Genomic DNA, 16,948 nt, shown 5'->3' on the forward strand with positions numbered 1-16,948 from the left:
GTTTCTCTAGCCGACCGCTACGGGGCGCGAGCCCGGCAGGGTTAGGGGTGCCAGCATGGTGTGATCGCGATTGTCGGGTTGACCCGGCGTCTTGTTGCCGCCGTCGCGTTTTATATCGGCGGGCGCGGACCAGTGCTTGCCGCTGCCCTTCTCGTCGCCGTCCTTCATCAGGGCGCCTTCGGGCCGGACCTCGGCTTCCTGGGGACCACGGCCGCCATTGACCTGGGGCATCGCCATCTTGCCCTTGGCGTCATGCGCCATCAGCTCGGACATGCACGGCTTGCCGGGCTGCACGCACTGCTCGACGATCGCCTTGAACAGGCCGGCATCGACCGCGCCGAAGCGCATCACCGGGACCTTCTCCGACGGCTTTTCGAGCGCCATGTACTTGGCACGGTCGAGACCGCCGCCGCCGCTCTTGATCCGCGAGACCCACCCGGCGAAATCGGCATCGGACACGCCGTGGAACCGGAAGCGCATGCCCGAGAAGCCGGCGCCGCTATAGTTGGACGAGAAGCCCTCGTAGTTACCGGGCTTGTTGATGACCGCGTGCAGCGTCGTCTCCATGCCCGGCATCGTATAGATCATGCCGGCCAGCGCAGGGATGTAGAACGCGTTCATCACCGACGACGATGTCAGCTTGAACTTTATCGGACGATCGACCGGCGCGGCCAGTTCGTTGACCGTAGCGATGCCGTATTCGGGGTAGATGAACAGCCACTTCCAGTCGAGCGCGACAACGTCGACTTCCAGCGGGTTGCCGGTACCGCCCTTGATCTGCTGCGGGGTGCCGCCGAGCGCACCGACCGGCACGTTGGTGCCCGTGGTCTGCGCCTCCGGCTTGATCCGCGCGAGCGGGCGATACGGATCGAGCAGATGCGTGCTGGTCCAGGTGATAGCCCCCAGCGCGATGATGATCAGCAGCGGGACGCCCCAGATCAGCAGCTCCAGCCCGACCGAGTGATCCCATTTCGGCTCGTACCGTGCATCGGGGTTGGACGCGCGGTAGCGGAACGCGAAGAACAGCGTCAGCGCGATCACGGGCACGATGATCAGCAGCATCAGCCCGGTCGAGACCAGGACGAGGTCGCGCTGCTGGACGGCGATATCGCCCGATGGCGACATCACGACCCAGTCGCAGCCGCTGACCGCCAGCGCGAGGGGAAGCGCGGCGAGGCGCGGGAGCCAGGTCTTGGCCCCGTCGATCTTGGGAGTCGGTGCGTCAGCAATCATGCGGGTCCCCTACGCCTGTCGGACGCACAGCCATAGTGGACAATTTGTCCAATGGGCGCTGCACTGCAACATAGTTCATTGGACTATAACGCAGCGCCCGTGCGAATGGGCCTGCCACGATCCCCCGGAAAGGCGTATCAGCGGGTTCGCCACCCTGGCAGTGAGTTGAAGCATGAGCGCAAGCACGGTTACCCAGTCGTTCGAGGACGACGCCCGCGATATCCACGCAGATGGCAAGGCGATCTCGTCGGGCGAGATCGCGATCGGCGTCGTGATCGGCCGAACGTCGGAGTTCTTCGACTTCTTCGTTTATGCGATCGCGTCCGTGCTGGTGTTCCCGACGCTGATCTTCCCGTTCGTCGACCGGTTGCAGGGCACGCTCTATTCGTTCGCGGTGTTCGCGCTGGCGTTCATCGCCCGCCCGCTGGGGACGCTGATCTTCATCGGCGTCGACCGGGTCTATGGTCGCAGCGTCAAGCTGACGATCGCGCTGTTCCTGCTCGGCACTTCGACGGTGGCGATGGGCTTCCTGCCGAGCTACGACTCGGTCGGTTACTGGGCGATCGCGCTGCTCGCGCTGCTCCGGATCGGCCAGGGTATCGCGCTGGGCGGCGCCTGGGACGGCCTCGCCTCGCTGCTGTCGCTCAATGCGCCGGAGAAATATCGCGGCTGGTACGCGATGCTGCCACAGCTCGGTGCGCCGTTCGGGCTGCTGGTGGCGAGCGGCCTGTTCGCGTTCTTCGTGACCACGCTGCCGACCGTCGACTTCTTCTCGTGGGGCTGGCGCTATCCGTTCTTCGTCGCGTTCGCGATCAACGTGGTGGCGCTGTTCGCGCGGCTCCGCCTGGTCGTGACCCCGGAATTCGAGGACCTGTACCTGCGCCGCGAACTGCAGCCTGCGGCCGTGGTCGAGACCGTGCAGGCCGAGTGGCGCACGATCTGGCTCGGCTCGTTCGCGCCGCTCGCCAGCTTCGCGCTGTTCCACATGGTCACGGTGTTCCCGCTGTCGTGGATCCTGCTGTTCACCCGCGAGGCACCAGGCCGCTTCCTGGTGATCGAGATGATCGGCGCCGTGATCGGTCTCGGTGCGACGCTGGTCTCCGGGCTGCTCGCGGATCGCTTCGGCCGTCGCACCCTGCTCGGCACCATCGCGGTGCTGATCGCGATATTCGCGATCGCGGCACCGATGCTGCTGTCGGGCGGCGACATCGGCGAGCGGCTGTTCATGGGCATTGGCTTCGTGCTGTTCGGCCTGTCGTTCGGCCAGTCCTCGGGCGCGGTCGCTTCCAGCCTAGCGCCGAAGCATCGTTACACCGGGTCGGCACTGACCACCGATCTCGCCTGGCTGTTCGGCGCAGGCTTCGCCCCGCTCGCCGCACTGCTGTTGTCGAGCCGCTTCGGGCTCGGCGCGAGCGGCGCCTATCTGTTCTCGGGCGCCGTGTTCACGCTGATCGCGCTCGGGCTCAACAAGGAACTGGCGAAGCGTAACATCGTACGCTGAGCGCTTCCGTCATCCCGGGCTTGTCCCGGGATCCAGGGTAACGGGCGACACCGTCCGTTACCCTGGATGCCGGGACGAGTCCGGCACGACGAAGGGACCCGGCGTTATCCTCTCCGCTCCAGCCACCACGAAAACGCCCACACCAGCAGGCCGCCGAGCGCAAGCGCCATCCCGACCCACCCGGTCGAGGTCCAGCCATACCCCGCCGCGATCGCCAGGCCGCCGAGCCATGGCCCCAGCGCATTGGCGGTATTGAACGCCGAATGGTTGAGCGCGGCGGCCAGCGTCTGCGCCTCCCCTGCCACATCCATCAGCCGGGTCTGCAGGATGCTGCCGAGCCCGCCGCCACAGCCGATCAGCACGATCACGGGCAGCATCGTCCACAACTGCGGCGCTGCCCAGGCATAGAGCGCCAGCGCCGCCGCGCCGAACAGCAACGTCGCCCCCGCCGCCGGCATCAGCGCGACGTCCGCTGCCTTCGCGCAGACCAGCGTCCCGATCGTCATCCCGACCCCGAACAGCGCGAACGCGACCGGCGTGAACGCGGTCGACACGCCCGTCACTTCGGTCAGCGTCGAGGCGAGGTAGGTATAGACGCAGAACATCCCGCCAAAGCCGATCGCGCCGACCGCCAGCGTCAGCCAGACCTGCACCTTGCGCAGCGCCGCCAGTTCCCCGAGCGGCGTCGCGCCCTCCGCAGGGCGCAGCACCGGGGCGAACCGCAGCAGCATGCCGATCGTCGCCGCCGCCAGCACCGCGACCAGTCCGAAGCCCCAGCGCCAGCCGATCCACTGCCCGATGCCGTTCGCCAGCGGGACACCGAGGATCGTCGCGGTGGTCAGCCCCAGCATCATCCGCGACACCGCGCGCGAGCGTTCCGCATGCGGCACCAGCGATGCCGCGACCAGCGCGCCGACGCCGAAGAACGCGCCGTGCGGCAGCCCGCTGAGAAACCGGAACGCGAGCATCCAGTGATAGGTCGGCGCCATCGCCGACAGCCCGTTGGCAATCCCGAACACCGCCATCAGCGCGATCAGCAACGTCCGCCGCTCGATCCGCGCCGCCAGTACGGCGATGGTCGGCGCGCCGATCACTACGCCCAGTGCATATGCGCTGATCACATGCCCGGCGGTAGGCTCGTCGATGCCGAGACCGGTGGAGAATTGCGGCAACAGGCTCATCGCGGCGAATTCGGTGGTGCCGATCGCGAAGCCACCGACCGCGAGAGCGAGCAATGCGTACCGTGGATTGACGGCGTGTACGGGTTTAACAGTCATCACGGGGCCTTCGCAGGTGCAGCATGGTGGACGCAACCGTGGAACGTCGCCGTCCGTTCCGAGCCGCCGGCCGAGGGCGAGCCATTGGCGGCCTGCTTTCGCCGCGAGCCGCGCCGCGCTAAGCCGGCGGCGTGATCCCCACCCCAGCCCTTGCCGCCACCTCCGGGCATAGCGGTATCGTCCACCCGCGCACCGCCCCCGAGCTGTCCGATATCGCGCTGTTCGTGGTCGCGGTCGCGGCGATCTGGTTCGTCCGGCGCGCGATGCGGCGGCGGTTCGCCAAGGGCCCCAGCGACAAGGCCAGGGGCGACAAGGATTGACCCCAGCCCGGCGCTGCGCCAGCAGACCGGAATGTCCGATCCTGTTCTCGACCGCCTCGAGGCGACGATCCGCACGCGGCGCGACGCCCCTGCGGACACCTCCTACACCGCCAGTCTGTTCGCCAAGGGCCGCGCGAAAATCGCGCAGAAGCTCGGCGAGGAAGCCGTCGAGACGGTGATCGCGGCCTGTTCCGGCGACGATGCGAGCATCGTTCCCGAGGCGGCAGACCTGATGTTCCACCTAGCCGTCCTGCTGGCGGACGCGGGTCTGAGCCTGGACGACGTCCGTGCGGAACTGGCGCGGCGCGAGGGCGTCTCGGGTCACGACGAGAAAGCCAGCCGCACCGCCTGACTCCCCGCCCGCTTGCGGGAGGGGTCGGGGGAGGGCATGTCCGACCGCGACGCCGCTGGGAATGGAGGACAGCCCCTCCCCTAACCCCTCCCGCGAGCGGGAGGGGAATCCATGCCGATCGACGCCACCCAGCCTTACGACGACCAGAACATCTTCGCGAAGATCCTGCGCGGCGAGATCCCGTCGAAGCGCGTCTATGACGACGACTTCGCGATCGCCTTCCACGACATCGCGCCGCAGGCCCCCACCCATCTGCTCGTGATCCCCAAGGGCGCCTACGTCTCGTGGGATGATTTTTCCGCGCGCGGCTCGGATGCGGAGATCGCCGGTTTCGTCCGCGCGGTCGGTACCGTGGCGCGTGCCGCGGGGCTAGTCGAACCCGGCTATCGCCTGCTCGCCAACGTCGGACACGACGGACACCAGGAGGTGCCGCATCTGCACGTCCATGTCTTTGGCGGGGCTCCGCTCGGGCCGATGCTGTCGCGATAGCCCAGCTTCGCGCCACTAAAGGATTGCGCGTAATAAAATTGCCATTAGGCTCGAAGGGAATAAGCCTGGGGTCGATCGCGGCCCCGCATACATCCCCAGGGGAACCGCTTTGATCTTTGGTCGCGTAAAGTCGCTGGATGCCATTCTGGCAACCGCTGAGAAAAAGGGGCTGCACCGATCGCTGGGGGCGTTCCAGCTGACCCTGCTGGGCGTCGGCGCGGTGATCGGTACCGGTATCTTCGTGCTGACGTCGGAGGCCGCGCAAAAGGCGGGTCCCGGCATGCTGCTGAGCTTCATCGTCGCGGGCTTCGTGTGCGCGGTCGCAGCACTCTGCTATTCCGAGCTTGCCTCGATGGTGCCGGTGTCGGGCTCTGCCTATACCTACACCTATGCGGTGACCGGCGAGCTGCTCGCCTGGATGGTCGGCTGGGCGCTGATCCTCGAATATGCGGTCGGCGCGAGTGCGGTCGCGGTGGGGTGGTCGAACCATCTGGCCGGGCTGCTCGACGGGATCGGCTTCCACATCCCCAACGGGTTGCGCAACGCCGACGCGCTGATGGCGCACGTCCAGGTCGCATTCGGTGCCACGCCCAACGCCGATCTGCAGACCGCGATGACCGTCGGTGGCTTCATGAACCTGCCCGCCGTCATCGTCATCGCGCTCGTCACGTGGCTGCTGGTGGTCGGCACGACCGAGAGCGCGCGCGTCAACGCGGTGCTGGTGCTGATCAAGATCGCCGCGCTGACCGCGTTCATCGCGCTGACCATTCCGGTGCTCAAGGCGGATAATTTCCATCCGTTCCTGCCGTACGGCGTCGGCAACCCGCTGAGCTCGTCGGGCGTCGGCGTGCTGGGGGCCGCGGCCTCGATCTTCTTCGCCTATGTCGGCTTCGACGCGGTCTCGACCGCAGCCGAGGAAACCAAGAACCCGCAACGCAACGTGCCGATCGGGCTGATCGCGAGCCTTGCCATCTGTACGCTGTTCTACCTGCTCGTCGCCTCGGGCGCGATCGGTGCGATCGGCGCGAACCCGGTGACGAGCGCCGATGGCGGCGTGCTGGCGCCGGGTTCGGCCGAGATGGCCGGGCGTTGTGCCGCGATCGTCGCCGGTGGCGCGATGGAGCCGCTGGTCTGCTCGAAGGAAGCGTTGGTCCATGTGCTTCAGGTCATCAACTGGCCGATCATGGGTCGCCTGGTCGGCCTCGCTGCCGTGCTGGCGCTGCCGTCGGTCGTCCTGATGATGATGTTCGGCCAGACCCGGGTGTTCTTCACGATGGCGCGCGACGGCCTGCTGCCGGCACGCCTCGCGTCGATCCATCCGAAATTCCGGACGCCGCATGTCGTCACGGTCGTGACCGGGATCGCCGCCGCGGTCGCGGCGGCGGTGCTGCCGGTCGGCAAGCTCGCCGATTATTCGAACGCGGGCACGCTGTTCGCGTTCATGATGGTGGCGATCTCGGTGATGGTGCTGCGCAAGACCGACCCCGCCCGCAAGCGCCCGTTCCGCACGCCGGCGGTGTACATCGTCGCGCCGCTCGCCATTATCGGCTGCATCGGGCTGTATTTGTCGCTGCCACTGACCGCCAAGCTCGTGCTCCCGGGCTGGGGCGCGATAGGGTTGATGATCTACTTCCTCTACAGCCGCAGCCGCAGCCATGTCGGACGCGGGCTCGACGACAATTCGGGCGACCCGGACATGCAGCCGGAACTGGCGAAGCCGCTCGACTGAGGCGGCCCTGCGCGACACGAAAAAAGGGCCGCTGGCGCACCGCCAGCGGCCCTTTTCTTATCTGGGTGGCAGGCTGATCAGCCCAGCTTGTCGGCCGCCAGCGCCTTCAGATCGACGTTCGGCCGCGCGCCGTAATGCGAGATGATCTCGGCGGCGCAGATCGCTCCCAGCGTCAGTGACTCCTCGAGCGTCTTGCCCTGCGCCTGCCCATGCAGGAAGCCCGCCGCGAACAGGTCGCCCGCGCCGGTGGTGTCGACGACCTTGTCGATCGGCTGCGCCTTGACTGACACCCGCGTGCCGCCCTGCACCGCGCAGGCGCCGTGCGCGCCGCGGGTGGCTACTAGCGTCGGGACCTGAGCCGCGATCTTCGCCAGCGCCGCCTCGTAATCCTCGGTCTGCGCGAGTGCGGTCAGTTCTGCCTCGTTCGCGAACATGATATCGATCAGACCATCGGCGATCAGTGCGCGGAAATCGTCGCCGTGGCGGCCGATGCAGAAGGTGTCGCTCAGCGTGAAGGCGACCTTGCGCCCGGCCTTGCGGGCGATGTCGATACCAGCGCGCATCGCCGCGCGCGGCTCTTCCGGATCCCACAGATAGCCCTCGAGATACAGGATCGCGGCGTCGGCGATCAGGTCGGCGTCGAGTGCTGCGGCGGGGAGGAACTGCGACGCGCCGAGGAAGGTGTTCATAGTCCGCTGGCCGTCGGGGGTGACGAAGATCAGGCAGCGCGCGGTGGTCGGGTCGCCGGCGCGGACTGCGGTATCGAAGCGGATACCGACGCTGCGGACGTCATGCGCGAACACCTGGCCGAGCTGGTCGTCGGCGACCTGGCCGATGAACCCGCATTTGCCGCCGAGCGCGGCGATGCCGGCGACGGTGTTGGCAGCCGACCCGCCCGAGACTTCGCGACCCGGACCCATCTTGGCATAGAGCGCGTCGGCTTCCTCGGGCGAGAACATCAGCTGCATCGACCCCTTGGTGACACCGATCTCTTCGATGAAGGCGTCGTCGCAGGTGCTGAGGATGTCGACGATGGCATTGCCGATCGCGACGACGTCATAGGTGGGGGTGCTCAAGGGGGCGTGCTCCGGTGCAGCGGGAAAGTCTTGCCGTAATTGGCCGCGGACGACCGCGCAACTGCCGGGAGGTCGTTGACGCCTGCCGGAGCGGGCGGCATCCCTGCCGGATGATCCGCGCCTTCCTCCTTTCGCTCGGCCAGCTTGGCGATCCGCCGGTGCTGCGGGTGTTCGCCAAGTCGATGGCAGTGACGCTGCTCGTCTTTGCGGGGCTTGGCGTCGGCATATGGTGGGCGACCCGCGCAACGCTCGGCGCCGACGGGGTTGCCGCAGCGGTGGCGATCGCGGGATCGGTGCTCGCGCTCTGGCTGCTGTTCCGCGCGGTCGCGATCGCGGTGGTGAGCATCTTTGCCGACGACGTCGTCGCCGCGGTCGAGGCACGGCATTATCCCGAAGCCCTCGCCAGCGCTCGCCCGGTGCCTTTCCACCGCGCGCTGACGATGGGGCTGACCTCCGCGGCGCGCGTGGTCGGCGTCAATGTGCTGATGCTCCCGGTCTATATCGCGCTGCTGGTGACGGGAGTCGGCACCGCCGCGGCGTTCTTCGTCGTCAACGGCTGGCTGCTCGGTCGCGATCTGGGCGATATGGTCGCGGCGCGCCACATGGATGCGGCGGCGATGCGGGGCTGGCGTGCGACGACCAAGGGCCGACGCTTCCTGCTGGGTCTTGCGAACACCGGGCTGTTCGTGGTTCCGGTGCTCAACATCGCCGCCCCGGTTCTGGGCGCGGCGATGGCGACGCATCTCTTCCACAGGAACACGGTATGAAGCGGTTTTCGACGCGTCTGGCACTGGCGGGCAGCCTGGGGTTGGGCCTGGCCGGCTGCGCGGTTCCGGCGGCGCGGCCGGCGGTCGGCACCGCGGTGATCCCGTTTACCAGCGTCGGCCTGGAACGCGTGCTGGGCCAGGACGCGGCGGGTCTGATCCGGTTGTTCGGCCAGCCCGATGCCGATGTCCGCGAAGGCGGTGCGCGCAAGCTGCAGTTCGAAAGCGGGATCTGTGTGCTTGACGCGTATCTGTACCCAAAGGGGTCCGACGCGCCGAAGGTCACCTATGTCGACGCGCGCGAACCCGACGGCAGCACGATCGACCGCGCGAGCTGCGTCGCGGCGCTGACCCGACGCGACGGCGGGCGGTAAGGGGTTCCAGATCGACCGTTGCTGCAATGCAACACCCGGAGCGTTTTGCAACCGATCGGGAAACCCACGGCGGCCCTGGGGGTTTCTACGGTGAGGCCGCCCATACGGGGCCGCCGTTCCGAAGAAGGTTTAGTACATGAAGAAGCTGCTTCTTGCAGCGGTTGCGACCGCGTTCCTGGTCCCCGTTGCTGCGTCCGCTCAGGACACGACCCCCGCCACGACCGAAGACGGTTCGCGTGCATTCGGGATCGAGCCTTATGTCGGCGTGATGGGCGGTTACGAGGGCTTCGACAGCAACCCCGGCGCCGGCATCCCGTCGTCGCGCCCGGGCAACCGCATGAAGGCCGGCCTGGTCGAGGGCGTCGCTGGCGTCAACGTGCCGCTCGGCCCGATCTTCGTCGGCGTCGAAGGCAACGCAGCCAAGGGCTTCAAGGGCTCGGTCGATTGGGAATACGGCGTGCATGGCCGCGTCGGCGTCCGCGCTGGCGAGACCGGGCTGTTCTACGGCAAGGTCGGCTATCGCTGGGTCAACTTCGACCGCAACTCCGCGGGTAACCGCGACTATGGCAGCGTGTCGTACGGCATCGGCGGCGAAGTCGGCCTGAAGACGCTCGGCCTCGACGGCCTGGTCAAGAAGGAAGGCGTGCGCTTCCGCACCGAAATCTCGACGACCGGCAACTTCCACACCGTCCGTCCGATGGCCGGCGTGATCGCGCACTTCTAAGCGCGACGACTGTTCCGAAGGAAGGGCTCCGAACCGCTGGTTCGGGGCCCTTTTTCGTTTGGGCACCTCGTGCCGCGGTCGAGGTTGAATTTGCCTAATCAGGCCGACCATTGGGTCTCAAACCACTATCCTGCGTACGGGATGCCAGCTTAGAACGATAACCGAAATCGCGCCGTGTCGACCTTGACCGAGCGCGTCAGGAGGGTCGCGGATGTCTGAGCGTGGCGACGGGCACCGCATCCTTGGCGAGAAAGGATCGTATCGGAGGATCGTCAGCGTGGCGCTCGGCATGGGCGTGGCTGCGTTCGGCGTGATGGCTGCTCGGCTGCTGTTCGACCGAGGTCACGTCGTCGCCGATCTCCGCGGTGGCCTGGCCATCCCCACGGCGGTTTGCACGACGCTGATGGTGCTGGCGACAGGGCTCGCCGCGCGTTCGGGTTTTCGGGGTGATCGGGTGGGCAACGCACGTCCCGATCCGAGTATGGCCGTGTTTGTCGCTACAGCGCTGACCGGCATGGCGATCGCGGGCTTCTTCATCAGTCGCGATTATCTGCGCGCCTCTCAAATGATGAAAAACGGCATTCCCGTGCAGGCGAAGCTGGTACGCGCGTTCGATCGGGAGTGCGGAAGGGCAGGCTGCAACATCGCGGTCGAATATCGCTTCGTACCGGTGGATCGGTTCCAGCCGATAGAGGGAGTCGTTAGGCTACCCTATGGGACGAGATCCAGGCCGAACGTCGAATATCAATACGTCGCTTCGACCAGCACCGTCCCCATCATCTATGACAGGACCGATCCGCAACGGTCGATATTCTTTTGGAGAAACCAGGTCGTCCGCCGGGCATCGCTTAGCAGCGCCCTGGAACTGTTTGCGATCGTGTCAGGCCTGATCCTGGCCGGCACGGTGCCGTTGATCCTTGGAGCCTGGGCCGTCGGACGAAGACGTTCCGCCGCAAGCGCATGACGACCGATCACGCAAAGACGGTGCGCCATTCCGCAAGAACCGCGGGATCGGTTTCCGTCGGGACACGCCTTGTGCGCTCGGCGGCCAGGCGGTTCGGGTCGAGCCGGCCCAATGCCCACACCGCCGTACCGCGCACCACCGGCGCCGGGTCCGCAAGCAACGCGACCACCCCCTGCACCAGCGCCGGGTCATCGCTGTTGCCCGCCGCGATCAGCGCGTTGCGGATCATCTTGGTCCGGCCGATGCGCTTGATCGGGGAACCGGCGAACACCTGGCGGAACCCCGCATCGTCCAATGCGAGCAGGTCGGCGAGTTCCGGCGCGACGAGTTCGGCGCGCGGTGCGAAGGAGAGGTTGGCATGGGCCGACGCCGCGAACTTGTTCCACGGGCACACCGCCAGGCAATCGTCGCAACCATAGATGCGGTTGCCGATGCCGCGGCGGAATTCGTGCGGGATCGGGCCGGCATGCTCGATCGTCAGATACGAGATGCAGCGGCGCGCATCGAGCTGATACGGCGCGGGGAAAGCGTCGGTCGGGCATGCGCTCTGGCAGGCCGTGCAGCTGCCGCAGCTGTCCGAGCCAGGCGTATCTGGAGCAAGGTCCAGCGTCGTGTAGATCGCACCGAGGAACAGCCAGCTGCCGTGAGTCCGGCTGACCAAGTTGGTGTGCTTGCCCTGCCAGCCGAGCCCGGCGGCCTCGGCGAGCGGCTTTTCCATCACCGGCGCGGTGTCGACGAAGACTTTCATGTCGAAGGCGGGCAGGTCGCGACCGGCGTCCTGCGCCAGCCAGCGGCCGAGCGCCTTCAGCGCGCGCTTCATCACGTCGTGATAGTCGCCGCCCTGGGCATAGACCGAGATCCGCCCTACCCCGCCCTCGTCCTCCAGCCGCAGCGGATCGTCCTTTGGCGCATAGCTGAGGCCGAGCGCGATGACGCTGCGGACCTCGGGCCACAATCCCGCCGGACTGGCGCGCTGCCCTTTGCGTTCCTCCATCCAGATCATGTCGCCGTGGCGGCCGTCGGCAAGCCACTGGTGCAGGCGCTCGCCCGCCAGCGGCGCGGCGTCGGCGCGCGCGATCCCGCACGCCCCGAACCCGAGTTCGGCGGCTTTCGCGCGGATGCGGTCTTCCAAAGGACCCCGCCGTTCCAGCTTGTCTTGTGCCACGCCGACCCGCTACCACGCGGCTCGGCCTGGAAGGAAGATCGGCGTTGCGTGAAGCATTGGGATCCGGGGCATCAGGGTCCGGGGAATGGGCGGTCACCGCCGATGGCCTGGTCAAGCGGTTCGGTGAGCGCAGGGTGGTCGACGGCGTCGATATCCGCGTGCCGACCGGTTCGATCTACGGCGTGCTCGGCCCCAACGGCGCGGGCAAGACGACCACGCTGCGCATGCTGCTGGGCATCATCGAGCCCGACGCCGGCAGCCGCACCCTGCTGGGGTTCGATGCGCCGCGCGACGCCAGCGACCGGGTCGGCTATCTCCCCGAGGAGCGCGGGCTGTATCCGGGGATGAAGGCGCGCGAGGCGATCGCGTTCATGGGTGCGCTGCGCGGCCTCGACCTCAAGACCGGTCGCGTGCGCGCTGCGGCGCTGATGGAGAGCGCGGGACTCGGCCATGCGGTCGACGAGAAGATCCGCAAATTGTCGAAGGGCATGGCGCAGCTCGTCCAGCTGCTCGGATCGGTGGTGCACCAGCCCGATCTGCTGGTGCTCGACGAGCCGTTTTCGGGGCTCGACCCGGTCAACCAGGAACAGCTCGAAGCACTTATCCTTGCAGAACGCGACCGCGGCGCGACTGTGCTGTTCTCGACGCACATCATGAGCCATGCCGAGCGGCTGTGCGACCGGCTGGCGATCATCGCCGGCGGCAAGCGCCGGTTCGAGGGCACCGTCGACGACGCCCGCGGGCTGTTGCCGCAGCGGGTGCGCTACACGCCGCATCACCCCGATCCGGCGATCGCGGCGATCCTGCCGGCGGACGCGGTGGCCGACGGCCCCGGCTGGCGGTTCGAACTGCCGCGCGAGGGGATCGAGCACCTGCTGGTCCGCCTGATCGACGCGGGTCACGGCATCTCCGGCCTGTCGATCGAACGCCCCGGACTCCACGAGGCATTCGTCCGCATCGTCGGCGAGCAGGAGGCGCGGTCATGAGCCGTTTTCGCCGGACGCTACGCCAGACGCTGACGATCGCGCGCCGCGACTTCATCGCGACGGTGTTCACGCCCATCTTCCTACTGTTCCTGTTCGCGCCGGTGATCATGGGATCGTTCGGCGCGATCGGTGGGCTGGGCGCAGCCAGTGCCGCCGATGGCGCGCAGGACAAGGTGCGGATCCTGGCGATCGTGCCCGCGACGCTCGCCCGTCCGATCGCGCAGACCGACGCCCGGCTGCGTGCGGTATTCCGGGCCGATGAGGCGCCTCCGACGCTGACCGTCATTGCGCCCGCTGCCGACCCCGCCGCACAGGCGCGCGCGGCGTTCGATCGCAAGGATCTCGACGCGGCGGCGGTGCTCTATGGGCCATTGGATCGGCCACAGATCCTGTACGGCCCCCGCGGTGACCGCGCGGCGGACTACCTGGCGCTGCTCGCCGGTACGTCGATCGCGGCGGAGCGATTGGGCGGGGCGCTGCCGACGGTCGCGGCGACCAAGACCGCGATCCAGCGTCGTGGCAGTTCGATCGGCGGCCAGCACCAGTCGGCGTTCTTCGCGGTGTTCGGAATCTTCTTCCTGACGCTGTTCCTGTCCGGGCAGGTCGTCGGCACGATGGCCGAGGAGCGCAACAGCAAGGTGATCGAGGTGCTGGCGGCCGCGGTGCCGCTGGAATCGGTGTTCCTGGGCAAGCTGCTCGGGATGTTCGGCGTCGCGGTGCTGTTCGTCACGTTCTGGGGAACGGTCGTCAGCCAGGTCGGATCGTTGCTGCCGCCGCAGATGGCGGCGGGGTTCGGCGATCTCGCGCCCGCGGTCGGCACGCCGATGTTCGTGCTGTTGTTCGGCGCCTATTTCACGATGGCGTACCTGTTGCTTGGCGCGGTGTTCCTGGGGGTCGGCGCGCAGGCCTCGACGATGCGCGAGATCCAGATGCTGTCGCTGCCGATCACGATCCTGCAGGTGGCGATGTTCGCGCTATCGTCCGCCGCGGCGGCGCGGCCTGGCAGCTGGGTCGCCACGGTCGCCGAACTGTTCCCGCTGTCGTCGCCGTTCGCGATGGCCGGGCATGCCGCCAATTCGCCCGACCTGTGGCCGCATCTCGCGGCGCTGGCGTGGCAGGCTTTGTGGGTGACGATCTTCATCAGCGTCGGCGCGCGGATGTTCCGGCGGGGCGTGCTGCAATCGGGTAGTGCGAAACCGTTCTGGCGGCGCGCGAAGGTGGGCTGAGCCGCCTCTATTTGTTTGGCGGTTCGTACCTACATCATGACCATGACACAGACCAACCGCCGCACCTTCCTGACCCTGGCCGGCGCGAGCGTCGCCGGCGCCGCGCTGTGGGGATGCACGTCCGAGCCGGCGCACGCCGCCGAGCGCTTCGAGGTCACCTACACCGACGCGCAGTGGCGGGCACGGTTGAAGCCGGCGGCCTATTCGGTGCTGCGCAAGGAAGGCACCGAGACACCGTATTCGAGCCCGCTCAATGGCGAACATCGTGCGGGAATATTCTCGTGCGGCGGATGCGCGCTACCGGCGTTCTCGTCGAAGACCAAGTTCGAGAGCGGGACCGGCTGGCCGAGCTTCTGGGCGCCGTTGCCCAACGCGGTGCGGACTCGGGTCGATTCGACGCTGGGGATGGCACGGACCGAAGTGCATTGCCGCCGCTGTGGCGGGCATCTGGGCCATGTGTTCGACGATGGCCCGAAGCCGACCGGCAAGCGCTATTGCATGAACGGCGCGGCGATGACGTTCAAGGCGGCATAACGGCGCCGGCCTACTCGTAACGTCATCCCGGGCTCGTGCCGAGATGACGGGAGGAATTATTCCCCGTCGTTCACCAGCGTGAAGATCCCGCGCGGATCGGTCGGGCCGTGCTGGGTCGTCATCGCCTTCAGCTGTGCGACGTTGGCGAGCTGCGCCGCGTTCGGGACCTTGGCGCTGGCGATCTCGTAGGCGGGCTGGGCTTGCGTATCGAACGTGTCGGTCTTGGGTGCATGACCCGAATAGATGAAGCCCTTGGTCGGATAGGCCGAGGTGCCGAGGCCGCCCTGCGGTCCGTACCAGACCTTGACCATGCTCCAGTCGCCGGCCGACGATACGTCGACCGCGCGGACGTTGGTCTCGATGCCGCCGGGGCGCGACCAGTTGGCGTGGGTGAGGAGCACTTCGCGGTCGCTGACGACCTGGCTGACCATCGCGACGTGGCCGACGCGCATCCGCGAGGTGGCGGCAAACGCGAGGACCGAACCGGCCTTCGGGGTGTGGCCGCGCTCGTAGCGACCCTCGGCCTGGCCCCACCAGGTGTTGGCGTTGCCGCGGATTTCGATACCCGACACCGAGCGCGCGAAGGTCACGCACTGCCAGAACTGCGCTGCCGCGGGGGTTGCCGTCATCAGGCCGCACGATACCACCAGCGCAAAACGCGCTGCCAACGCCTTGAAATTCATCGAAAGCCCCCGGGCTACAATCCGTTCGTTGAGTGTGGCTAACCGCGGCCAAAATTAATTGAAACCCGCGCGGGAACCATATCCGACGAACCGTGTTTCGCCGCCGATGAACCCCCATAAGCGTCAGCAAGGGTGCCGATTTGCCACCATCGAGGGGGCGCTATAGCAAGTGGGCAAACGATAATGGAGGATGCCCGATGGATACCACGACCCTGTTCCGGCTCGACGGCCGCGTTGCGCTGATCACCGGCGGCAGCCGCGGGATTGGCAAGATGATCGCCGCCGGCTTCATCGCCCAGGGCGCCAAGGTCTATATCTCGTCGCGCAAGGCGGATGCCTGCGAGGCCGCGGCGGCTGAACTGGGCCCGAACTGCTTTGCGCTGCCGCAGGACGTCTCGACGGTCGCCGGGTGCAAGGCACTCGCCGAACAGTTCGCCGCGGTCGAGCCGAAGCTCGACATCCTCGTCAACAACGCCGGCGCAGCCTGGGGCGTGCCGTTCGAGGACTTCACCGAAGTCGGCTGGGACAAGGTGATGGACCTGAACGTCAAGTCGCCGTTCTTCCTGACCCAGGCGCTCTACGCGGCGCTGAAGGCGGCGGGGTCGCGCGGGCGGCCGGCCAAGGTGATCAACATCACCTCGATCGACGGGCAGCGGCTCAACCCTTGGGAGACATACAGCTATCATGCGTCGAAATCGGCGCTGATCTATCTGACCAAGCGGATGGCGGCGCGGCTGGTGCGCGACGCCATCAACGTCACCTCGATCGCACCCGGCGCGTTCGCAAGCGACATGAACAAGGCCGCGCGCGACCACGGCGCCGCGGTGGCACAAGGCATTCCAGCAAAGCGCGTCGGCGTCGACGAAGACATGGCCGGCGCCGCGATCTACCTTGCCAGCCGTGCGGGGGACTATGTGATCGGCGAGACGATCACGGTCGACGGCGGGTTGGTCCATGCGAGTTTGGGAACGTCGATCGACGCGTAGGGGCGTGCCGGCAGATGCGTCGCCGGCCGGGTAGTTGTCGAGACGGTAGGCGAGGGACGTCCCCTCGGCAGCAACGGGATGTGCCACACGGTGGATGCTGAAACGAGTTCAGCATGACGGGCGTCCCCCACGTCGCCATCCTGAACTTGGTTCAGGATCCACCTATTCCCTTGGCGACAGCGGTTCGGCCAAGCCTAAGCCTGGCGCCAGATCGTTCCACGCTGGATTTTGCGATTCGACGAGGTTGACCTTCCACGCGCGGTGCCAGCGCTTCAGCTGCTTTTCGCGACTGATCGCATTGTCCATGTCATCGAGCATTTCGTAGCGGACGAGACGAAAGACGGCATGGCGGGTCACGAACCCCTTCGTCGTGCCGTGGCGATACTGGTGCAGCCGCGCTGCGAGGTCCGAAGTCACGCCAATATACAGCGTACCGCGAACCCCGCTTGCGAGGATGTAGACGCAGGGTTGGCGGTCCCTCGGCATTGCCGGAGTGTGCCGCCGGGTGGATGCTGAAACAAGTTCAGCATGACGGGACTTGGTTCAGGCCGACCTATCCACCTGC

19 protein-coding genes are annotated in these 16,948 nt (G+C 67.2%); 13 read left to right on the plus strand and 6 right to left on the minus strand.

Annotated features, from left to right (window positions below; all coding sequences use genetic code 11):
• Positions 1-6: 6 nt before the first annotated feature.
• Positions 7-1,233: a COX aromatic rich motif-containing protein gene (locus tag SJY20_RS15455; protein WP_380787802.1), complete on the minus strand. Its 1,227-nt coding sequence runs from the start codon at positions 1,231-1,233 to the stop codon at positions 7-9.
• Positions 1,234-1,405: 172 nt separating this feature from the next.
• Between SJY20_RS15455 and SJY20_RS15460 the strand changes: the two genes are divergently transcribed.
• Entirely contained in the window at positions 1,406-2,734 is a 1,329-nt protein-coding gene (locus SJY20_RS15460) for an MFS transporter (RefSeq protein WP_380787803.1), read from the plus strand.
• Between the two features lie 104 nt (positions 2,735-2,838).
• Here the strand turns inward: SJY20_RS15460 and SJY20_RS15465 are convergent, their stop codons facing one another.
• The gene (locus SJY20_RS15465; protein ID WP_380787804.1) at positions 2,839-4,011 is read right to left on the minus strand and encodes an MFS transporter; all 1,173 of its coding nucleotides are present in this window, start codon (positions 4,009-4,011) and stop codon (positions 2,839-2,841) included.
• 131 nt (positions 4,012-4,142) lie between these two features.
• Between SJY20_RS15465 and SJY20_RS15470 the strand changes: the two genes are divergently transcribed.
• From SJY20_RS15470 to SJY20_RS15485, 4 genes are all read left to right on the plus strand, one after another.
• Complete coding sequence (locus SJY20_RS15470) at positions 4,143-4,331, plus strand: hypothetical protein (protein WP_380787805.1); 189 nt, start codon at positions 4,143-4,145, stop codon at positions 4,329-4,331.
• Between the two features lie 31 nt (positions 4,332-4,362).
• Positions 4,363-4,683 carry a phosphoribosyl-ATP diphosphatase gene (locus SJY20_RS15475; protein ID WP_380787806.1) on the plus strand — a complete coding sequence of 107 codons (321 nt, stop codon included), beginning with the start codon at positions 4,363-4,365 and terminating at the stop codon, positions 4,681-4,683.
• Positions 4,684-4,794: 111 nt separating this feature from the next.
• Positions 4,795-5,172 carry a histidine triad nucleotide-binding protein gene (locus SJY20_RS15480; protein WP_380787807.1) on the plus strand — a complete coding sequence of 126 codons (378 nt, stop codon included), beginning with the start codon at positions 4,795-4,797 and terminating at the stop codon, positions 5,170-5,172.
• A 109-nt stretch (positions 5,173-5,281) separates the two neighbouring features.
• Positions 5,282-6,901, plus strand: coding sequence for an amino acid permease (locus SJY20_RS15485; protein ID WP_380787808.1), 1,620 nt, complete (start codon positions 5,282-5,284; stop codon positions 6,899-6,901).
• Positions 6,902-6,978: 77 nt separating this feature from the next.
• On the opposite strand, the gene SJY20_RS15490 is transcribed toward SJY20_RS15485, so the two are convergent.
• Positions 6,979-7,977, minus strand: coding sequence for an adenosine kinase (locus SJY20_RS15490; RefSeq protein WP_380787809.1), 999 nt, complete (start codon positions 7,975-7,977; stop codon positions 6,979-6,981).
• 110 nt (positions 7,978-8,087) lie between these two features.
• On the opposite strand from SJY20_RS15490, the gene SJY20_RS15495 reads away from it, so the two are divergent.
• The 4 genes from SJY20_RS15495 to SJY20_RS15510 all read left to right on the plus strand — a co-directional run bounded on the left by SJY20_RS15495 (position 8,088) and on the right by SJY20_RS15510 (position 10,803).
• On the plus strand, positions 8,088-8,744 hold the full coding sequence (locus tag SJY20_RS15495) for an EI24 domain-containing protein (protein WP_380787810.1): 657 nt from the start codon (positions 8,088-8,090) through the stop codon (positions 8,742-8,744).
• Positions 8,741-9,115: a hypothetical protein gene (locus tag SJY20_RS15500; RefSeq protein WP_380787811.1), complete on the plus strand. Its 375-nt coding sequence runs from the start codon at positions 8,741-8,743 to the stop codon at positions 9,113-9,115. Before SJY20_RS15495 ends, SJY20_RS15500 begins: the two co-directional genes overlap by 4 nt.
• 136 nt (positions 9,116-9,251) lie before the next feature.
• Positions 9,252-9,839, plus strand: a complete 588-nt coding sequence (locus SJY20_RS15505; RefSeq protein WP_380787812.1) for an opacity protein — start codon at positions 9,252-9,254, stop codon at positions 9,837-9,839.
• Positions 9,840-10,050: 211 nt separating this feature from the next.
• Positions 10,051-10,803, plus strand: a complete 753-nt coding sequence (locus SJY20_RS15510; RefSeq protein WP_380787813.1) for a hypothetical protein — start codon at positions 10,051-10,053, stop codon at positions 10,801-10,803.
• 7 nt (positions 10,804-10,810) lie between these two features.
• Here SJY20_RS15510 and queG read toward each other — a convergent pair whose 3' ends face one another.
• Entirely contained in the window at positions 10,811-11,968 is a 1,158-nt protein-coding gene (gene queG, locus SJY20_RS15515) for a tRNA epoxyqueuosine(34) reductase QueG (protein WP_380787814.1), read from the minus strand.
• A 44-nt stretch (positions 11,969-12,012) separates the two neighbouring features.
• On the opposite strand from queG, the gene SJY20_RS15520 reads away from it, so the two are divergent.
• From SJY20_RS15520 to msrB, 3 genes are read left to right on the plus strand one after another with little or no spacing between them, the layout of a single operon-like run.
• Positions 12,013-12,954 (plus strand): ABC transporter ATP-binding protein, encoded by a 942-nt coding sequence (locus SJY20_RS15520; protein WP_380787815.1) that lies wholly within the window; start codon positions 12,013-12,015, stop codon positions 12,952-12,954.
• Positions 12,951-14,180: an ABC transporter permease gene (locus SJY20_RS15525; protein WP_380787816.1), complete on the plus strand. Its 1,230-nt coding sequence runs from the start codon at positions 12,951-12,953 to the stop codon at positions 14,178-14,180. Before SJY20_RS15520 ends, SJY20_RS15525 begins: the two co-directional genes overlap by 4 nt.
• A gap of 36 nt (positions 14,181-14,216) precedes the next feature.
• Positions 14,217-14,714, plus strand: a complete 498-nt coding sequence (gene msrB / locus SJY20_RS15530) for a peptide-methionine (R)-S-oxide reductase MsrB (RefSeq protein WP_380787817.1) — start codon at positions 14,217-14,219, stop codon at positions 14,712-14,714.
• 56 nt (positions 14,715-14,770) lie between these two features.
• Here the strand turns inward: msrB and SJY20_RS15535 are convergent, their stop codons facing one another.
• A complete protein-coding gene (locus tag SJY20_RS15535; protein ID WP_380787818.1) occupies positions 14,771-15,397 on the minus strand; it encodes a CHAP domain-containing protein in 627 nt (208 codons plus the stop codon).
• A gap of 197 nt (positions 15,398-15,594) precedes the next feature.
• Between SJY20_RS15535 and SJY20_RS15540 the strand changes: the two genes are divergently transcribed.
• Complete coding sequence (locus SJY20_RS15540; protein WP_380787819.1) at positions 15,595-16,383, plus strand: SDR family oxidoreductase; 789 nt, start codon at positions 15,595-15,597, stop codon at positions 16,381-16,383.
• Positions 16,384-16,545: 162 nt separating this feature from the next.
• On the opposite strand, the gene SJY20_RS15545 is transcribed toward SJY20_RS15540, so the two are convergent.
• On the minus strand, positions 16,546-16,800 hold the full coding sequence (locus SJY20_RS15545) for a GIY-YIG nuclease family protein (protein WP_380787820.1): 255 nt from the start codon (positions 16,798-16,800) through the stop codon (positions 16,546-16,548).
• Positions 16,801-16,948 lie beyond the last annotated feature (148 nt).

This window comes from Sphingomonas sp. R86521 (genome assembly GCF_042466235.1).
Taxonomy (GTDB): domain Bacteria; phylum Pseudomonadota; class Alphaproteobacteria; order Sphingomonadales; family Sphingomonadaceae; genus Sphingomonas.

Coding starts and splice junctions, on each gene's coding strand:
- msrB (WP_380787817.1), top strand. CDS start 14,217: ATGACCATGACACAGACCAACCGCCGCACCTTCCTGACCCTGGCCGGC.
- SJY20_RS15505 (WP_380787812.1), top strand. CDS start 9,252: ATGAAGAAGCTGCTTCTTGCAGCGGTTGCGACCGCGTTCCTGGTCCCC.
- SJY20_RS15500 (WP_380787811.1), top strand. CDS start 8,741: ATGAAGCGGTTTTCGACGCGTCTGGCACTGGCGGGCAGCCTGGGGTTG.
- SJY20_RS15460 (WP_380787803.1), top strand. CDS start 1,406: ATGAGCGCAAGCACGGTTACCCAGTCGTTCGAGGACGACGCCCGCGAT.
- SJY20_RS15535 (WP_380787818.1), bottom strand. CDS start 15,397: ATGAATTTCAAGGCGTTGGCAGCGCGTTTTGCGCTGGTGGTATCGTGC.
- SJY20_RS15540 (WP_380787819.1), top strand. CDS start 15,595: ATGGATACCACGACCCTGTTCCGGCTCGACGGCCGCGTTGCGCTGATC.
- SJY20_RS15510 (WP_380787813.1), top strand. CDS start 10,051: ATGTCTGAGCGTGGCGACGGGCACCGCATCCTTGGCGAGAAAGGATCG.
- SJY20_RS15495 (WP_380787810.1), top strand. CDS start 8,088: ATGATCCGCGCCTTCCTCCTTTCGCTCGGCCAGCTTGGCGATCCGCCG.
- SJY20_RS15455 (WP_380787802.1), bottom strand. CDS start 1,233: ATGATTGCTGACGCACCGACTCCCAAGATCGACGGGGCCAAGACCTGG.
- SJY20_RS15465 (WP_380787804.1), bottom strand. CDS start 4,011: ATGACTGTTAAACCCGTACACGCCGTCAATCCACGGTACGCATTGCTC.
- SJY20_RS15525 (WP_380787816.1), top strand. CDS start 12,951: ATGAGCCGTTTTCGCCGGACGCTACGCCAGACGCTGACGATCGCGCGC.
- SJY20_RS15480 (WP_380787807.1), top strand. CDS start 4,795: ATGCCGATCGACGCCACCCAGCCTTACGACGACCAGAACATCTTCGCG.
- SJY20_RS15475 (WP_380787806.1), top strand. CDS start 4,363: ATGTCCGATCCTGTTCTCGACCGCCTCGAGGCGACGATCCGCACGCGG.